The organism is Bradyrhizobium sp. USDA 4504 (genome assembly GCF_054063995.1).
The window spans coordinates 4,947,160-4,964,088 of sequence record NZ_JBSSGV010000001.1; the positions used below are offsets into that span (position 1 = coordinate 4,947,160).

The window sequence follows — 16,929 nt, forward strand, 5'->3', positions numbered from 1 at the left end:
ATGACGCTGGCGACAAATGCCGCGAAGCCGGCCCCTGCTCCCGGCACCCGTCTGTTGCCGCAGTTCTTGCGCAATTTCGTGCGCAATCGCGAGACCGGCCTCGTGCTGGTCGGCATTGTCGTCGGGTTGCTGAGCGGCGTCCTCGTTGCCGCGATCTCGGGCCTCAGCCAGGCTTCGCACGCGCTGCTGTTCGACATTCCCCTCGACGCACATCTGAGCGCCACCGGCGTGATTTCCTGGCAGCGCACGCTGCTGATCCCGGCAGTTGGCGGCCTGGTCCTGGCGCTGATCGGGCTGTACTTCGCGCGGCGCGTCAAGGGACAGCAGCTCGCTGACGCGATCGAAGCCAACGCGCTCTATGGCGGCCGGGTGTCGTTCCGCGGCAGCCTGCTGATCTCGATCCAGACTCTGCTGTCCAACGGGTTCGGCGGATCGGTCGGACTGGAAGCGGGATACACGCAGATCTGCTCGATGTTTGGCTCCCATGTCGGCCAGCGCCTCGCCGCCCGCCGCAACGACATGCGGCTGTTGGTGGCCTGCGGCGCGGCGGGGGCGATCAGCGCAGCCTTTTCGGCTCCACTGGCCGGCGCCTTCTATGCCTTCGAGGTCGTGCTGGGAGCCTACACCTCGGCCGCCCTCGTGCCCGTCATCGCCAGCGCCGTCACGGCCTGGCTGGTGGCGCGGGGGTTGACGCATCAGTCCTTTCTGATGGTGCCGGGCTTCCCATCGCCCGTGTCCGTCGAGATGATCGGACAGACCGTGCTGATCGGCATCATTTGCGCATTCGTCAGCATCCTCGTCATGCTCGCGGTCGCATTTTCCGAACGTTGCTTTCAGCGGGTCACGCTTTTCAGCGGCTTCGTGCGCCCGATCCTCGGCGGCCTGCTGCTCGGCGGCCTCGCCCTGCTGACGCCGACCGTGCTCGGCGCCGGCCACGGCGCAATGCAAATCCTGCTGGTCAGCAATCCGAGCTGGCTCCTGCTCACGACGACCATCGTGCTCAAGATCCTGGCATCGGCCGTCTCGCTCGGCTCCGGCTTTCGCGGCGGACTGTTCTTCGCCTCGCTGCTGCTCGGCGCGCTGATCGGGCAGCTCTACAGCGTCGTGCTGACCGGCCCCTTCCCCACGCTCGCGCTTCAGCCCGGCACCGCCGCCATCGCGGCTCTCGCCGCACTCGGAACCGGCGTACTGGGCGCACCGTTCAGCATGGTTTGTCTCGCGCTCGAAATCACTGGCGATTTCTCCGTGACCGTCGGGGCGGTGGTCGCATCATCGGTCTGCGCGCTCATCGTCCGCGAGTTGTTCGGCTACAGTTTTGCGACATGGCGCTTCCACCTGCGCGGCGAGGTGATCCGCGGTCCGCAGGACATCGGCTGGGTCCGTCAGATGAGCGCGGCCTCCCTGATGCGCGCCGACTTCGAGAATGCGCTGACGACCATGCCGATCGGCGAGGCGCAGAAGCTGTTCTCGCCGGCGCAGGTCCGACAGGTCGTGCTGCGCGATCCGAACGGCAGCTATGCCGGCATCGTCGCGGCGGCGACGCTGCATTCCGTCACCAATCGGGACGACGATCCGCTCGGGTCGCTGGCCCAGCAGCAGGATGAATACCTGCTTCCGAGCACGTCGGTTCGCGAGATCCTGAAGGCCTTTGAACGGAGCGAAGCCGACGTCCTCGCGGTCATCGACCGTGCCGACCATCGCGTCACGATTGGCACCTTAAGCGAATCCCATGTGCTGCGCACCTATGGGGAAGAGCTCGAACGCCGGAACCAGGAGCTGTTTTCGCGGTGATGCTTGCGCGCTATGGCCTTAGATCCATATCGATCCGCACAAAATCGCCGCGATAGGTGACTTCACCGAGATAGATCACGGTGCGATCGCTCGCCGTGAAGACACGGCGGACTTCGGCGACCGGCGAATTCAAAGGCACGCGCAGCAGCCGCGCCGCCTCGATGTCCGCGGTTCCGATGGTCAATGTCTGGCGGGCGCTGGCGATCGCCGGATCCCTGAGATCGTTGAGGATCGGGATCACCGTCTCGTTGCGAAAGCGCTTGGGAGACCTGCGAAAGATCTTCTCATCGAGATAGATGGAAATGACGCAATAAGGCTGCTTCTGGCGCGAGTGCAGACGGCGCATGAAGACATATTTCTCGGCCGGCTTGCCGTCTTCGGGAAGCAACGGCGCGTCGCTCCGGCTTTCCGAGATGTTGATGATCTCCGGCGAGGTGTCGCGGTACATGTCCGCGAGATCGGACAGTGTGGTCTCGACCTTGAGCCAGCGGTCCTGTCGCACAGTCCCGGTGACGAAGGTGCCGCGGCCCTGCTGCGCCTCGATGACACCGTCGCGGGCGAGCAGTTCGACGGCCTGCCTGATGGTAACGCGCGAGACGCCGAACTCGGCCGCCAGATCCTCGTTGGCCGGCAGGCGAAAACCTTGACTCCAGACACCGCGCGCAATCCGCTGGCGAAAGATATCGGCAATCTGCGCGTATTTGGGGACGTGACTGTCGGAACTCAATTCCATCTCGCCCTCCGGAAATCAAGCGGCCCAATCACGGCATGACAAGGGCTGCACCGCGTTCCCCGATCATCAGGCTGGTCGCATTGGTGTTGGCCGAGGTGATCTGCGGCATCACCGAGGCGTCGATCACGCGCAGCCGCTCGACGCCGCGCACCCGCAGCTGCGGATCGAGTACTGCCCGCTCGTCGCTGCCCATGCGGCAGGTGCCCACGCAGTGAAACACCGTGCCGCCGGTGTTGCGCGCAAACTCCCACAGCCCGGCATCGTTACTTGCGGCCTCGCCCGGCACCATTTCGACGTCCCAGAGCGGGCGGAACGCCTTTTGCTGATAGATCTCGCGCAAGATCTTCAGGCCGGCAACAATGGTCTTGCGGTCGATCTCCTCGGCGAAATAATTGGGCGCGATCAGCGGCTGCTCGAACGGATCGGCCGAGCGGATCGCGAGCTGTCCGCGCGACCGGCCGTGGCATTGCCAGACCGAGGCCGTGAAGCCGGAATAGCTGTGGAGGGGTTCGCCGGGCTTGTCGACGGAGAGCGGCATCACGTTGAACTGCACGTCGGGACGGCCGCCGACCGCATATTCGGTACAGGCCGCTCCGCCCACCTGTCCCGCCCCCACCGTCAACGGCCCTCGCCCGGCCAGCATCCATTGCAACCCCATCTTCGCGAGTTCGACAGGATGGCGGACCTGGTCATTGAGCGAGATCCGCTCCTTCAGGCGCACGATCAGCCGCGCCTGGTAGTGGTCCTGCAGATTGGAGCCGACTTCGGGCGAGTCGGTGACGACGGCAATGCCGTGCTTGCGAAGCAGGTCGGCCGGACCGATCCCGGAAAGCTGGAGGATCTGCGGCGATTGCAGCGCGCCGCCCGACAGGATCACCTCGCGATCGGCTGTCGCGCGATGAACCTGCCCTTTGCTGATCCACTCGACGCCGGTCGCGACGCGGCCGTTGAAAGTGAATTTGCTCACCTGCGCATGCGTCATGATGGTGAGGTTGCGCCGGTCGGTAATCGGTCGAAGAAAGGCGGATGCCGAGCTGGTCCGCCAATGCCGCCCGATGCCAAGCTGATAGGAACCGACTCCGAGCGTCGTCGCGCCGTTGAAGTCGGGATTGCGCGGCAGCCCGAACTGCACGCCCGCCTCCACCCAGGCCCTCGACGCCGGATTGTCGTTCCGGAGGTCGGAGACCTCGAACTCACCGAGGCCGCCGTGATACTGGCTCTCGCCGCCGCGATAGCGCTCGTAGCGCCGGAAATAGGGCAGGACGTCGCGATAGTTCCAGCCGTCGGCGCCGAGACGTTCCCAGTCGTCAAAATCCTCGTGCTGGCCGCGGATGAAGATCAGGCCGTTGATCGACGACGATCCGCCGAGCACGCGGCCACGCGGCCAGACGATGGCGCGGCCGCCGCTTCCTTCCGACGGCTCGGTCTTGAACAGGCGCGAGAAGCGCTCGTCGTAGATGGTCCGGTAATACCCGACCGGCAGCTTGAGCCAGAAATTCCGGTCCGATCCGCCGGCTTCGAGCAACAACACGCGGCAGGCAGGATCGGCCGACAGTCTGTTTGCGACCACACAGCCGGCCGCCCCCGCACCGACGATGATGTAATCGTAGCCAAGCCCCGACATCACGCGGTCCGGTATTGTTCGATCGAGGCAAGATCGGGCGCAATGCCGAGACCCGCCTCGTCGCCGAGCTCGATCATTCCATCGCTGACGTGAAGCACGGGGCCGCAGAATTGATCCCGCAGCGGGTTCTCGTTGCTGTCGACCTCCAGCAATCCCTCGCCGCCGACGCCCGCCAGCAGATGCGCCGACGCCAACAGGCCGATGCCGGCGCCGAGATAGTGCGGACAGAACATCTTGCCTGACGTCAGGATGTCGCGGGCGATGCCGGCGCAAGCCGAAAGCCCGCCCCACTTGGCGATGTCAGGCTGGACGACACCGAGAACCGGCTCGCTCAGCACCTCGGCAAAGCCGGCGTAGCTCGCGATGTTCTCACCGGCCGCGAGCGGAAAACGGATCGTCTCGTGCAGCTGCTTCCATTCCTGCCGCGGACGGTCCGCGCGGATCGGCTCCTCGAGCCAGGCAAGGCCGAACGGCTCCAGCTGCGGCGCGTGCTCGAGCGCCTGCGCGATGGTCCAACCCTGGTTGACGTCGGCCGCAAGCATGCCATCGCCGACGACGCGGCGCAGCGCGGCGAGATTGGCCTGGTCGCCTGCCGGATCGAAGCCGATCTTCAGCTTCAAGGCGCGATAGCCGCGGCCGAGCGCTGCTTCCGCCGCTCGCTCCGATCCGACCGGATTGATGCCGCTGGCGTAGACTTTTATCCGCTTCCGCGATCCGCCGAGCAGTTTCCACAACGCTACGTTCCGGCGGCGCGCATGGAGATCCCAGACGGCGAGATCGATGCCGGCGATCGACTGCGCGAATGGGCCCGCTTCGCCGGATTGCAACGCGAGCACCGAAGTTCCCTGCGTCAGCCGCTCGAATGCGGCACCAGGTTCGCTTGCCCTGAATCCGACAAGCGCCGGTGCCAGGACCTCATTGACCAGCCGAACACGATGCTCGGCGCCCGGCGCGGGAAAGTTGCACCAGACCTCGCCCCAGCCCACGTAACCGTCCGTGTCCTCGACCCGAACGAACACGGCAGGCCGGTCCCCCATCCGCCCGAACGAGGTGATGACCGGTGTCGTCAGAGGATAGCGAAAGCCAAAGGCCTGGACGCTCCGGATGGTGAAAGGCGGCGGTGTCATGCGCGGAAACCTGCGGCGCCTATGACCAAAGCGGCGCTTGTATGGTCATCCTATTTATAATATGACTTGGGCAAACATCAACTGCAATCTGGGTGGACGCGTCGAATGGACGGAGCTGGCGTGAGACGCTTTGGTCTCGGGTTGATACCGTGGGTCGGTGCGATCCTGCTCTGGTATGCCGTGCGCTGGAGCGGCTTCGTCAACGCATCGCTGATCCCCGCCCCGCACCAGGTCGCCGCGAAGTTCGTCGAGCTTCTCACCAAGGAAGGCCTCCTGATCGACATCTTCGCCTCGACCAGGCGCGTCTTTTTCGGCGTCTCGCTTGGAATTCTGGTCGCGGTGCCGGTCGGCTTTCTGCTCGGATGGTATCGCCCGGCCCGCACCTTCGCCGACCCTATGATCAACTTCTTCCGCGCGCTGCCGCCGATCGCGCTGATCCCGCTCGTCATCGTCTATTTCGGCGTCGACGAGCTCGCAAAGCTCGTCATCCTGTTCTACGCCTCGTTCTTCTCCGGCGTGATCGTCATGTATGAGGGGGTCTCGCAGATCACCCCGCTCTATATCCGCGTGGCGCAGACGCTCGGCGCCAATCAGGCGGAAATCTTTCGCAAGGTGATCATTCCCCTCACCGTTCCGCACATCCTCACCGCGCTGCGGGTCGCGCTTGGCGTGGCCTGGGCGACGCTGGTGGCATCCGAACTGATCGCGGCCCAGCGTGGGCTTGGCGCCATGATCCAGAATGCATCGACCTACTTCCTGCTCGACGTCATCTATGTCGGCATCATCTGCATCGGCCTGATCGCGCTGATCATGGACATGATCCTGCGCAAGATCACCGCCCGGTTGCTGGTCTGGCAGGATCGGGCCATCGCATGACCACGCGTGCACAGTTCGACAAGGTTTCGCTTGCCTTCGAGACCCCGAAGGGACGCCTCAACGTCGTCGAGAATGTCAGCTACGATATCAACGATGGCGATTTCATCGCGGTGATCGGCCCTTCAGGCTGCGGCAAGACCACGATGATGAGCATGCTCGCGGGCTTCCAGAAGCCGACGACCGGAAGCGTGCTGTTCGACGGGCAGCCCGTCACGGGTCCCGGTCCCGAGCGCGGCGTCATCTTCCAGGAATATGGCGTCTTCCCGTGGCTGACGGTGAAACAGAACATCGCTTTCGGCCTGACGCTCCGAGCCAATCACGTCGCGGCCGGTGAGCGCGATTCGATCTGCGATCACTATCTCGGCCTGATGGGGCTGTCCGACTTCGCCAACTCCTATCCGAAGCATTTGTCCGGCGGCATGCGTCAGCGGCTCGCGATCGCGCGGGCTTACGCGGTCAAGCCGCAGTTCCTGCTGATGGACGAGCCGTTCGGTGCGCTCGACGCCCAGACCCGTTCCAACATGCAGAACCTGCTGCTCAAGGTGCTCCAGACCGAAGGCAAGACGGTCATGCTGATCACCCACTCCGTGGAGGAGGCGATCTATCTCGCGTCCCGCATCGTGGTCGTGACCGCGCGGCCGGCGCGGATCAGGCAGATCATCGACGTGCCGTTCGCCTATCCACGCGATGAATCGATCCAGGAACGGCCCGAATTCGGCGAGCTGCGAAGCTATATCAAGCATCTGGTGATGGACGAGTATCGCGCCCAGCAGGCGCAGATGCGTCCGGTCTCATTCTCGGAATAACAACACAGCGGAGGACGACCTATGGATCGGCGACAATTTCTGACCACGACGGCCGGGCTTGCCCTGGGGTCCTTCACCGCCGCAGCCCCTGCGATTGCTCAGGCAAAAACAAAAGTTCGTGTCGGCTATCTGCACACCGTTGCCGTCGACGGCCAGATCTGGACCGGCATGGACCGCGGTTCCTTCGAAAAGCAGGGACTGGATCTCGAGCTGCGGCAGTTCAATACCGGCCTCGAAATCTTCCAGGCGCTGATCGGCGGCAGCCTCGACGTGCTGGCGACGGGCGCTGTGCTCTCGAACTTCCCCGCCCGGGGCCAGGGCAAGGTCTTCCTCATCAACGACATCGAGGTCGCGACCGCACAGCTCTGGGTGCGCGGCGATCAGGGCATCAAGTCATTCGAGGACCTGAAGGGCAAGCGGATCGCAACCGCGACCGGCACCACCGCGCATGTGTTCCTGGACACCGCGCTGCGCGCGAACAAGGTCGATCCCAAAGCGGTCGAACTCGTCAACCAGACCATGCCGGCCGCCGTAACCGCCTTCATTTCAGGCGCGGTGCCCGCCGTCGCGCTCTGGGTGCCTTTCAACGTGACGGTTCGCGACAAGGTGCCGGGCGCGGTCAAGCTCGCCGACGCCTCAGCCTATTATCCAAAGGCCGCGATCATCGGCGGCTGGGCCGCGGCCAATGACTATTACGAGCCCAACAAGGAAACGCTGGCGAAGCTGATCCGTGGCTGGGCCGATGCCAATGACTACATCATCGCGAACAGCACCGAAGCGATGGAAAAGCTGCAGAAGGGCCATTACAGCCAGACGCCGATGGCCGACATCGACGAATCGTTCAAGGCGCAGAAGATGTTCTCGTCGCGGGACTGGAAGCGGATGTATTCCGACGGCACGGTCACCAACTGGCTGCAGCAATCGACCGACTTCTTCATGGCCAATGCCGGCATCAAGGACTTTACCCCGGCAAGCAAATATTTCGATCCGAGCCTGTATTTGAAAACGATTGCGTGACGCACCTGGACGCAAATCGCGTCCTAGAGGTAGCTCTCGAACGCGACCCGCTGCGCGGGCGTCAAGTGCAGGCCGTGCTTGGTGCGCCGGTCCAGGAAGTCGGCAGGCTGCCTTGCCCACTCATTCTCGCGGAGATACGCCGCTTCGCATTCATAGAACTCGCCGCCGAAATGACGGCCCAGGTCTGCGGCGCTGCGGACCGGACCCAGCAGCTGGCGCGCGCGCGTCCCATAAAGACGGGCATAGTGATGGATGAGCGTTCGCGGCAAATCGGGATAGTCGCGTGCCAGCCGATTCGCGAATTCATCGAAACTGCCGCCGATGTCGCCACCCGGCAGCGGCCGATCCGCGGTCCAGGCCGACGACAGCTTCGGAAACCACGGCGCGAGGCGCTGCAGCGCCTGCTCCGCCAGCCGGCGGTAGGTCGTGATCTTGCCGCCGAAGATCGACAGCAGCGGCGGCACATCCTGCGCGCCGTGAACCTCGAACACATAGTCGCGCGTCACGGCCGACGGATTGTCGGCGTTGTCGTCGTAGAGCGGGCGGACCCCGGAGAACGCGTGCACGATCTCGCCCGCTTGCGGCGGCGTTCGGAAATAGCGGCGCAAGACCTGCAACAGGTAATCGGTCTCGTCCTCTCCGATCGCGACGTCCTCGGCGCGGCCGTGATAGGGAATGTCTGTGGTGCCGATCAAGGCGAGATCGTCCTCATAGGGATTGACGAAGATCACCCGGCGATCGCTGTTCTGCAGCAGATAGGCCTGCGGCCCGCTCCAGAATTTCGGCACCACGATATGGCTGCCCTTGACCAGCCGTACGCTCTGGGCCGAGTTCAGGCCCGCCACGCCCTGGATGACATCCTGAACCCACGGCCCGGCGGCGTTGACCAGCGCGCGCGACCGCACGACCTGCGTTGTGCCGTCGTCGCCGTGCATTTCGAGCAGCCAGGTCTCGCCGTCGCGGCGCGCGCGCACCGCCCGCGTGCGCGGCAGGATGCAGGCGCCGTTCTGTGCGGCATCGATCAAATTGAGGATCACCAGCCTGCTGTCATCGACCCAGCAGTCCGAATATTCGAAGCCTCGCCGGAACTCCTGACGCAGCGGCGCGCCCTCCGGAGCGTGGGACAGATCCAGGCTGCGGCTCGCCGGCAACTGCTTGCGGCCACCGAGATGGTCGTAGAGCAACAGCCCGGTGCGGACCAGCCACGCCGGCCGCTGCTCCGGCGAATGCGGCAGCACGAAGCGCATCGGCCAGATGATATGCGGCGCCGACGCGAGCAGCACCTCGCGCTCGATCAGCGCCTCGCGCACCAGGCGGAACTCGTAATATTCGAGATAGCGCAGTCCGCCATGGATCAGCTTGCCCGAGCGCGACGAGGTGCCCTCGGCGAAATCATCCTTCTCGCAGAGCAGCACTTTCAGTCCGCGGCCGGCGGCGTCGCGGGCGATGCCGGCACCGTTGATGCCGCCACCGATGATGGCGATATCGACCAGCCCGTGATCCGTACCTGCGACCGGCGCAGTGCCCGTCATCGCTTGCTGCTGCGCCTTTTCTCGGCGCGGCGCGGCGCCGCCTTTGCGGTCGCGCGGGCCTTGTTCGGCTTCGGCGCCTGCAGACCGTAAGTGGAGAACCCCTTCGCGGTGTCGGCAATCTCCTCGTCGGTCAGGATGACGCGCGAATCGAGCGCCAGCGAGAGGTAGTACTGACGCGCGATGGTCTCGAGCTCGACCGCGAGCCACATCGCCTTGTCGAGATTGGCGCCGAGCGCGATCATGCCGTGATTGGCGAGCAGGCAGCCATTGCGGCCTTCGAGCGCCGCAATCGCATGATCGGACAATTCCTTGGTGCCGTAGCGCGCATAGCCGGCGCAGCGGATTTCGGTGCCGCCGAACGCCGCCATCATGTAATGGCAGGCCGGGATCGGCTTGCGCGCGATCGCGAGCACGGTCGCGTAGGTCGAGTGGGTATGGACGATGGCGCCGACATCGGGCCGGGCGCGCGTGATGTCGAGATGGAAGCGCCATTCGGTGGACGGCTGCAGCGGCCCCTCCCACGCACCATAGTCGCCCTCGAGCAGCATCGAGGCGATCATCTCCGGCTTCATCGAATCGTAGGGCGTCGCCGACGGCGTGATCAGCATCCGGTCCTTGTAGCGGGCGGAGATGTTGCCCGATGTCCCCTGGTTGAGACCCGACGCATTCATCCACCGGCACTTGGCGATGATCGCCTCGCGCAACTGTCGTTCCTCACGGGTCATACGAACTGCCTTTCTCTTCAGCACGGATTGCGTGGCGGCTCGCCGGCCAGGAAGCGACGAACCTCTTCGGCCGCCTGTCCGGCGGCCACGGTGACGGTACGCACGGAGGCGCCGGCGATGTGCGGCGTCAGCGTGACGTTGGGAAGTCGCAGCAGCGGCCAGTCCGCCGGAACCGGCTCGACCGCGAAGGTGTCGAGCATGGCGCCGCCGAGATGCCCCGATGCCAGCGCATCATGCAGCGCTTCGTAGTCGACCAGCGGACCGCGCGCGGTGTTGATCAGGAACGCGCCCGGCTTGATCCGTGCCAGCGCCTCGCGCCCGATGAAACGGGTGGTCTCCGGCGTCACCCGGGCGTGCAGCGTGACGACGTCGGCGCGGCCGAGCAATTCGCCGAGCGCGACATGCTCGACGCCGTCATTGCGGTCCTGCGCGCTGAGCTGGACATAGGGGTCGGCGACCAGGATCTTGCAGCCGAATGCCTTCAGCAGCTTGACCACGCGGCTGCCGATCGCGCCGTAGCCGACAATGCCGACCGTCATCTCGCCGAGCTCGCGCCCGGTGCGATCGGCGCGATAGAGATCGCCGCGCCATTCCCCGCCTCGCAGCGCCTCGTGACCACTGCGGATCAGGCGTGTCTCGGCCAGAATGGCGCCGATCGTGAACTCCGCGACCGCACCCGCATTGCGGCCGGGCGTATTGACCACCAGCACGTTGTGGTCGCGCGCCGCCTGCATGTCGATGTTGACCGGGCCGCCCCGCGACACCGCGATGAACTTCAGCTTCGGCAGCCGCTCCAGCATCGACCGCGAGATCGGCGCCAGATGGGTGACGAGCAGTTCGGCATCGCCGATGAAGCCGATGATCTCGTCGGGCTGCCCCATGAATTCCTTCAAGCCATCGAGCTTCGAGCCGGCGTAACCGTGTTCCATCGGCTCGTCCGGCCAGGGCTGCTCCAGGGTGCGAATGTCGAGGCCATCGCCGCAGGCTGACCGGATGTGCTCGGCGAACACCGAGGGCAGCATGAAGCGGTCGCCGACAATGGCGATGGACCTAGACATGATCGCCTCCGGCGCGCAGCGCAGCGAGTTGCTTCCAGACCGGCCGCGACGCCAGCCTTGCCTCGAGATAGGTCGGGAAGATGCTGGCATAGCGCTTCGCCAGCGCAGCGTCCGGCGATTGCGGCGCACTTAGATGCGGCGCGACCCACTGCTCGGCGCAGGCGCGCATGTCGGGATAGGCATCGATCGCGACCGCCGCGATCATCGCAGCGCCCGCGGCGCCGGCCTCGGCGCGGCTGCAGATCCGGACGTCGCAATCCAGCGCGGCCCCGAGGATGGCGCCAAGCGCACGGCTCTTCGCCGCGCCGCCTGTGATCCTGACATCGCGCGGCAGCGACCCCATCGCCGTGTAACAATCCCGTGCGGCGAAGGCCAGGCCCTCCATCACGCCGCGCATCAGGTCGCCATAGCGGTGGCGCGACCGCAAGCCGAAGAATTGCGCGCTGGCCTCATGCGCGACGAACGGACCACGCTCGCCGGCATCGGAGATGAACGGGTGGAACAGCACCTCGCCGGGCCTCGCCCGCAGCACCTGATCGTCGAGCCGGCGGATCAGTTCGGCGCGCGTGCGCGTCACGCCTTCCGCCGCCAGCATGTCGCAGGCGAGATCGAGCATCCAGTCAATGTTCAGCGTCGCCGCCATGTTGGACTGCATTTGGGCATAATGACCGGGCACGGGGAACGGCATGGTATAGCCGGTTGCCTCCCGATTCAGTGTCACCGCGTCGGCGCTCGGTACCAGCCGCATATGCATGCCGGTCGACCCGATGATGGTGCAGCCGACATCGGGTGACGGATCGTAGAGCCCGGCGCCGAGCGCATTGCAGATCACGTCCACATAGCCGAGGCAGACCGGCACACCTTCCGGCAGGCCGATCTCGATGGCGGCGGCCGCGGTCAGCGGATGCGTCATGACCGCGCCGTCAACGACCGGCGGGAACAGGCGCGTCAGGTCGGCGATACCGATCAACCGCGCGGTCTCTGCGTCGAATGCTCGCTTGCGGAAATCGCCGCAGGAGAACGTGGCTTCCGACGGATCGGTTGCGCGTTCACCGGTGAGCAGGAAATAAAGCCAGTCCTTGCAGTGGAAGGCCGTGGTCGCGCCGGCGATCGTGTCGGGCATGTGGGCCTGCAGCCACGCCAGTTGCGGCCCTTGCTGGCAGGCATTGAGCCCGGAGCCGGTTCGACGGTAAAGGATCGCGTTGTGCTCGCCGCCGCGAATCGCCTCGACCAGCCGCCCGGCGCGCGAGTCGAGCCACAGCAGCGCCGGCGCGACCGGCCGGCCGTCGTCATCGATCAGCCAGGTGCCGTCGCCCTGCCCGGTCACCGCGACGGCCGCGATCCGCGCCGACAGGTCAGGCACGGACTTCGCCAGCGCACGAATGACCGCGACCGTATCGCTCCAGGTCTGCGCCATGTCCTGCTCGACATGGCCGCCGGCCAGGCTGCTGTACGCATTCGGCCGCGAGACATCTGCGAGTTGCTCGCCGGTCAGCGTGAACGCCACCGCCTTGATCAGGGAGGTGCCGGCGTCAATGCCGATGATAACGTCGCGGCTGGCCGAAGCGGTCATCGTCACGCTCCCTCCGCATGGCGAATGTAGGTTCCGTCGCTGCCAAAGATGTGCAGGTGACGCGGCTCCAGCGCAAACGAGATGATCTCTCCCGGCCGCGCGGCGACACGGCCCGGTATGACCGCGATCAGCATGCGGCCACCGCAATCGCCGGCGACATGCGATTGATCGCCGAGCCACTGGTTGGAGACGACCTTGACCCTGACGTCACCGGTCCCGACCACGATCTTCTGCGGACGAATGCCGATCCGCACCTGCGGCGTGGCCGCGAGCGTCTTCGCCGCCTCAACGTCGAGTCCGGCGCCGGCGATATCGAAACCCATGTCGGTTCCGACCGACAGACGGAAGCCACCATCGGACCGCGTCACCTCGGCGTCGAGCAGGTTCATCGGCGGCTCGCCGATGAAGCTTGCAACGAACAGATTGGCCGGTCGGCCCTTCAGCTCCTTCTCGCTGGCGAACTGCTGCAGCAGGCCGCCTTCCATGACAGCGATGCGGTCGGCCAGCGCACTCGCTTCGGTCTGGTCGTGGGTGACGAAGATCGCGGTCATGCCGCGCTCGGCAAGCAGGCTCTTGATCCGGCCGCGCAGCACCGCGCGCAGCTGCGGTTCGAGCTGCCCCATTGGCTCATCGAGCAGATAGAGATCGGCGTCGCGCACCAGCGCCCGCGCCAGCGACACGCGCTGCTGCTGGCCGCCTGAGATCGCGCGCGGATAGCTGTCGAGGATGTCCTCGATCTCGACCAGACGGGCGATCTCGCCGACGCGACGCGTCACCTCGGCTCGCGGCAACTGGGCAGATTTCAGCGCGAACGCGATGTTCTCGCGGACCGTGAGCGGCGGATAGAGCGAGTAGCCCTCGAACGCCATCGCGACCTTGCGCCGCGCCGGCGGCAGCTCGTGGATCCGCCGCCCGCCGAGCGCGATCGATCCGGCGGAGACGTCCTCGAAGCCTGCGATCATGCGCAATGTCGAGGTCTTGCCGCAGCCCGACGATCCCAGCAGTGCGACGATCTCGCCTTTTTCGACCGCCATGTCGAGCGCGCGCACCGCGTGCACCGGCTCCTTGCCGCGGCTGCGATAGACCTTGTCGATGCCCCGAAGCTCGAGCATGTCCATGACCATTCGCTCCTATGCCGCCTTGAGCCGGTGCGACGCCCCGATCCGCAGCCCGGTGGCGCGATCGAACAGCATCGCGGCGTCGGGCGCAAAGCGAACGAAAATAGCATCGTCAGCCGCGCCTTGCGGCGCATCCGGCGGTAGCGCCGCCAGCCACTCCGTGCCGTCGGCAAGACGGAGCAGCAGCACCGCCTTCTCGTGCATCGGCGTGATCGCGAGAATGCGCGCCGGGATGGCGTCGTCGGTGGATGCAGACGAGACCACGAGATCCTCAGGCCGGACGCCCAGCCAACATGCACCGGCAGGTGCTGCGCCATCGGCCGCGCCGAGCCGGATCCTGGCGCCGGCGATGTCAGCCGACAGCATGCCGTGCTCCGCTACTGGCGAGACTTCCGCGAGGTTGACGGTCGGATCGCCGAACAGGCGCGCGACCGCGACCGATGCGGGTTGGGCATAGATATCGGCAGGCGTCGCGACCTGCGCGAGCCGGCCGTCGATCAAGACCGCGATGCGGTCGGCGATCGCCATCGCCTCGCGATAGTCCTGGGTGACGTAGAGCACGGCGGCGGTGCCACGCCGCAGCAGGTTCGGGAGCTCGAGCCGCATCTCGTAGCGCAGCTTGGCGTCGACATTGCGCAGCGGATCATCCAGCAGCAGCACATCCGGATTGCCGATCAGCGCCCGCGCCAGCGCCGTGCGCTGCTTCTGTCCGTTCGACAATTCGCGCGGCGCGTGACCGAGCACGTGCTCGATCTTGAGCAGCCTGCTGATCGCGGCAACGCGGACGGCGACATCGCCGCCGCCGGCCCTGGCGCGCAGGCCGCTTGCGATATTGTCGCGGGCGGTCATGTGCGGGAACAAGGCAAAGTTCTGGAATGCCATGCCGATCCCGCGCCGCTCGGGCGGAGCACCGACGACCGAGCGGCCGCCGACCAGGATGTCGCCGTCGTCGGGCTCGAACATGCCCGCGATCATGCGCAGCAGCACGGTCTTGCCGCTGCCGGACGGTCCGAACACCGCCACGATCTCGCCTGGCTCGACCGCCAGCGACAATCCGTCGGCGGGCCGTGCCGCACCGAATGCTTTGCTCACCGAGTTGATCTCGAGACGCGCCATTGGATCAGCCTTTCACCGCGCCGAGCGAGAGACCCTCGACCAGGTAGCGCTGTGCATAGAGCGCGAGCAACAGGGTCGGCGTCACCGACAGCACGATCGCCGCCGCGATCTGGCCGTACTGAATACCTGACGCGGTGACGAAGGCGAGCGCGCCGACCGTCACCGGCTGCTTGTCGGCGGAGGCCAGGATCAGCGCGAAGACGAAATTGTTCCAGCAGAAGATGAACGACAGCAGCCCCGCCGCGGCGATCCCCGGCCCCGCCAGCGGCACCGCGATCCTGGTGAAGGCCTCGCGCCAGGAATGCCCGGCCAGTCGGTAGGCATGCTCGATATCAGGGCTGATATCCTCGAAATAGCCGCGCACGATCCACAGGATCAGCGGCAGCGCGATCAACTGATAGACCCAGACGATCCCGAAATAGGTGTCGTTCAGTCCGAGCTCCTGGTAGTACAGCGACAGCGGCAGCAGCACGAGCAGCGGCGGCGCAAAGCGGAACGACAGCAGCGTGAAGGCGATGCTCTCGCCGAGGCGGAATTTGAAGCGCGCAAAGGCGTAGGCCGCCGGCACGCCGAGCAGCAGCGCCAGCAGCACCGCCGCGCTCGACAGCACGACGCTGTTGAAGAGGTTGCGCATGAAGGAGATCTGCAGATTGCCGGCCGCGGTGCGCAGCTGGCCGGAGATCAGCGCCTCGTAATTGGCAAGCGTCGGCTCGAACAGGATCCGCGGCGGGATCCGCAGGATCTGCTCGTTGGTCTGGAACGACATCAGGAAGATCCAGACGATCGGAAACATGAAGAAAATCAGGATCAGCGTGAGCGCCACGCCGCGGAAGATGCGACCGGCAAGGCTGGAATGTTCCATCGCGCCCCTCCCCGTCACGCGTGGCCGTGCGCACGCTCGCGCAACCGCAACCAGTTCTTGATGAAGATATTCGACAGGATGTTGGTGATCAGCCAGAGGATCATCAACAGCGCCGCCGATCTGCCGACATTGGTGTACTGGAAGAATTCCAGATAGGCCTGCACCTGGAATACCATCAGCCGGTCACCCGGCCCGCCCTGCGTCATCGCATAGATGATGTCGAACTGCTGGATCGAATCGAGCAGCCGGAACAGCGACGCCGTGATGATGTAGGGCGCCAGCATCGGCAGCGTGATGCGGAAGAACACGAAGCTCGCCGGCACGCCGTCGAGTGCAGCGGCTTCGAACGGCTGCCGCGGCAGCGAGCGCAGCCCCGCCAGCAGCAGGATCATGATGAAGGGCGTGTAGACCCAGACATCGACCAGCACGACCGTGAACAGCGCACTCGATGGATCGGAGGCCCATTTGAAATCGGTGACGCCGAACAGGCCGACCAGATAGGACAGGATGCCGAAGCTCGGATTGGTCATCAGCTTCCACATCAGCGCGGCGATCGCCGGCGCCGTCATCAGCGGCAGCAGCAGCATGATCGACACTGCGTTGTGGAAGCGGGTCGGCCGGCGCAGCAGCAGCGCGATGCCAAGACCGAGCAGCAGCTCGAGCACGACCGTGACCACAGTATAGGTGATCGAGACGCGGAACGTATTCCAGAACGCCGGGTCGGACAGGAAGTCGATGTAGTTTCCGACGCCGATGAAGCCGCGCAGATGAGGCAGGTTCAGCCGGTAGCGCTGCAGCGAGTAGACCGCCGCGGTCACGAACGGAACCAGGATCGCCACGCAGACGAGCAGCGCCGGCAGGCTGAGCAGATAGGGCAAGAGGCGCACGCGCGGCCTTGGTTTGGCCGGCGCTGCCTGCGCGTTCGTCTGGAGGAGTTGGACCATGCTCATGATGATAAGAGATCGCGTTCG

The 16,929-nt window shown here is 65.5% G+C and carries 15 protein-coding genes; 4 read left to right on the plus strand and 11 right to left on the minus strand.

Annotation, left to right across the window (positions count from 1 at the left end; all coding sequences use genetic code 11):
• The gene (locus ACVMB1_RS23285; protein WP_076823840.1) at window positions 1–1,791 is read left to right on the plus strand and encodes a chloride channel protein; all 1,791 of its coding nucleotides are present in this window, start codon (window positions 1–3) and stop codon (window positions 1,789–1,791) included.
• 10 nt (window positions 1,792–1,801) lie between these two features.
• On the opposite strand, the gene ACVMB1_RS23290 is transcribed toward ACVMB1_RS23285, so the two are convergent.
• Genes ACVMB1_RS23290 through ACVMB1_RS23300 form a run of 3 tightly spaced genes read right to left on the minus strand, consistent with a single transcriptional unit; the run spans window position 1,802 to window position 5,275 of the window.
• Window positions 1,802–2,524, minus strand: coding sequence for a GntR family transcriptional regulator (locus ACVMB1_RS23290; RefSeq protein ID WP_028335658.1), 723 nt, complete (start codon window positions 2,522–2,524; stop codon window positions 1,802–1,804).
• A gap of 28 nt (window positions 2,525–2,552) precedes the next feature.
• Window positions 2,553–4,148, minus strand: coding sequence for a GMC family oxidoreductase (locus tag ACVMB1_RS23295; protein ID WP_076823838.1), 1,596 nt, complete (start codon window positions 4,146–4,148; stop codon window positions 2,553–2,555).
• Window positions 4,148–5,275 carry a mandelate racemase/muconate lactonizing enzyme family protein gene (locus tag ACVMB1_RS23300; RefSeq protein WP_076823831.1) on the minus strand — a complete coding sequence of 376 codons (1,128 nt, stop codon included), beginning with the start codon at window positions 5,273–5,275 and terminating at the stop codon, window positions 4,148–4,150. Before ACVMB1_RS23300 ends, ACVMB1_RS23295 begins: the two co-directional genes overlap by 1 nt.
• Window positions 5,276–5,395: 120 nt before the next feature.
• On the opposite strand from ACVMB1_RS23300, the gene ACVMB1_RS23305 reads away from it, so the two are divergent.
• Genes ACVMB1_RS23305 through ACVMB1_RS23315 form a run of 3 tightly spaced genes read left to right on the plus strand, consistent with a single transcriptional unit; the run spans window position 5,396 to window position 7,974 of the window.
• On the plus strand, window positions 5,396–6,151 hold the full coding sequence (locus tag ACVMB1_RS23305; protein WP_225163506.1) for an ABC transporter permease: 756 nt from the start codon (window positions 5,396–5,398) through the stop codon (window positions 6,149–6,151).
• Window positions 6,148–6,957 carry an ABC transporter ATP-binding protein gene (locus ACVMB1_RS23310; RefSeq protein ID WP_076823827.1) on the plus strand — a complete coding sequence of 270 codons (810 nt, stop codon included), beginning with the start codon at window positions 6,148–6,150 and terminating at the stop codon, window positions 6,955–6,957. The genes ACVMB1_RS23305 and ACVMB1_RS23310 overlap by 4 nt, the downstream gene beginning before the upstream one ends.
• 21 nt (window positions 6,958–6,978) lie before the next feature.
• Entirely contained in the window at window positions 6,979–7,974 is a 996-nt protein-coding gene (locus ACVMB1_RS23315; protein WP_057021030.1) for an ABC transporter substrate-binding protein, read from the plus strand.
• Window positions 7,975–7,997: 23 nt separating this feature from the next.
• Here the strand turns inward: ACVMB1_RS23315 and ACVMB1_RS23320 are convergent, their stop codons facing one another.
• From ACVMB1_RS23320 to ACVMB1_RS23355, 8 genes are read right to left on the minus strand one after another with little or no spacing between them, the layout of a single operon-like run.
• On the minus strand, window positions 7,998–9,506 hold the full coding sequence (locus ACVMB1_RS23320; protein ID WP_076823824.1) for a glycerol-3-phosphate dehydrogenase: 1,509 nt from the start codon (window positions 9,504–9,506) through the stop codon (window positions 7,998–8,000).
• Complete coding sequence (locus ACVMB1_RS23325; RefSeq protein ID WP_076823820.1) at window positions 9,503–10,231, minus strand: class II aldolase/adducin family protein; 729 nt, start codon at window positions 10,229–10,231, stop codon at window positions 9,503–9,505. The genes ACVMB1_RS23320 and ACVMB1_RS23325 overlap by 4 nt, the downstream gene beginning before the upstream one ends.
• Window positions 10,232–10,248: 17 nt before the next feature.
• The gene (locus ACVMB1_RS23330) at window positions 10,249–11,289 is read right to left on the minus strand and encodes a 2-hydroxyacid dehydrogenase (RefSeq protein WP_456849263.1); all 1,041 of its coding nucleotides are present in this window, start codon (window positions 11,287–11,289) and stop codon (window positions 10,249–10,251) included.
• Window positions 11,282–12,862 (minus strand): FGGY-family carbohydrate kinase, encoded by a 1,581-nt coding sequence (locus ACVMB1_RS23335; RefSeq protein ID WP_076823813.1) that lies wholly within the window; start codon window positions 12,860–12,862, stop codon window positions 11,282–11,284. The genes ACVMB1_RS23330 and ACVMB1_RS23335 overlap by 8 nt, the downstream gene beginning before the upstream one ends.
• Window positions 12,863–12,864: 2 nt before the next feature.
• Complete coding sequence (locus ACVMB1_RS23340) at window positions 12,865–13,980, minus strand: ABC transporter ATP-binding protein (protein WP_371852070.1); 1,116 nt, start codon at window positions 13,978–13,980, stop codon at window positions 12,865–12,867.
• 12 nt (window positions 13,981–13,992) lie between these two features.
• Window positions 13,993–15,096, minus strand: a complete 1,104-nt coding sequence (locus tag ACVMB1_RS23345) for an ABC transporter ATP-binding protein (RefSeq protein ID WP_076823807.1) — start codon at window positions 15,094–15,096, stop codon at window positions 13,993–13,995.
• Between the two features lie 4 nt (window positions 15,097–15,100).
• Window positions 15,101–15,958, minus strand: a complete 858-nt coding sequence (locus ACVMB1_RS23350) for a carbohydrate ABC transporter permease (RefSeq protein WP_018273209.1) — start codon at window positions 15,956–15,958, stop codon at window positions 15,101–15,103.
• Between the two features lie 14 nt (window positions 15,959–15,972).
• Window positions 15,973–16,902 carry a carbohydrate ABC transporter permease gene (locus ACVMB1_RS23355; protein WP_194295301.1) on the minus strand — a complete coding sequence of 310 codons (930 nt, stop codon included), beginning with the start codon at window positions 16,900–16,902 and terminating at the stop codon, window positions 15,973–15,975.
• Between the last annotated feature and the right edge of the window lie 27 nt (window positions 16,903–16,929).

Coding starts and splice junctions, on each gene's coding strand:
- ACVMB1_RS23285 (WP_076823840.1), top strand. CDS start 1: ATGACGCTGGCGACAAATGCCGCGAAGCCGGCCCCTGCTCCCGGCACC.
- ACVMB1_RS23290 (WP_028335658.1), bottom strand. CDS start 2,524: ATGGAATTGAGTTCCGACAGTCACGTCCCCAAATACGCGCAGATTGCC.
- ACVMB1_RS23295 (WP_076823838.1), bottom strand. CDS start 4,148: ATGTCGGGGCTTGGCTACGATTACATCATCGTCGGTGCGGGGGCGGCC.
- ACVMB1_RS23300 (WP_076823831.1), bottom strand. CDS start 5,275: ATGACACCGCCGCCTTTCACCATCCGGAGCGTCCAGGCCTTTGGCTTT.
- ACVMB1_RS23310 (WP_076823827.1), top strand. CDS start 6,148: ATGACCACGCGTGCACAGTTCGACAAGGTTTCGCTTGCCTTCGAGACC.
- ACVMB1_RS23315 (WP_057021030.1), top strand. CDS start 6,979: ATGGATCGGCGACAATTTCTGACCACGACGGCCGGGCTTGCCCTGGGG.
- ACVMB1_RS23320 (WP_076823824.1), bottom strand. CDS start 9,506: ATGACGGGCACTGCGCCGGTCGCAGGTACGGATCACGGGCTGGTCGAT.
- ACVMB1_RS23325 (WP_076823820.1), bottom strand. CDS start 10,231: ATGACCCGTGAGGAACGACAGTTGCGCGAGGCGATCATCGCCAAGTGC.
- ACVMB1_RS23330 (WP_456849263.1), bottom strand. CDS start 11,289: ATGTCTAGGTCCATCGCCATTGTCGGCGACCGCTTCATGCTGCCCTCG.
- ACVMB1_RS23335 (WP_076823813.1), bottom strand. CDS start 12,862: ATGACCGCTTCGGCCAGCCGCGACGTTATCATCGGCATTGACGCCGGC.
- ACVMB1_RS23340 (WP_371852070.1), bottom strand. CDS start 13,980: ATGGACATGCTCGAGCTTCGGGGCATCGACAAGGTCTATCGCAGCCGC.
- ACVMB1_RS23345 (WP_076823807.1), bottom strand. CDS start 15,096: ATGGCGCGTCTCGAGATCAACTCGGTGAGCAAAGCATTCGGTGCGGCA.
- ACVMB1_RS23350 (WP_018273209.1), bottom strand. CDS start 15,958: ATGGAACATTCCAGCCTTGCCGGTCGCATCTTCCGCGGCGTGGCGCTC.
- ACVMB1_RS23355 (WP_194295301.1), bottom strand. CDS start 16,902: ATGGTCCAACTCCTCCAGACGAACGCGCAGGCAGCGCCGGCCAAACCA.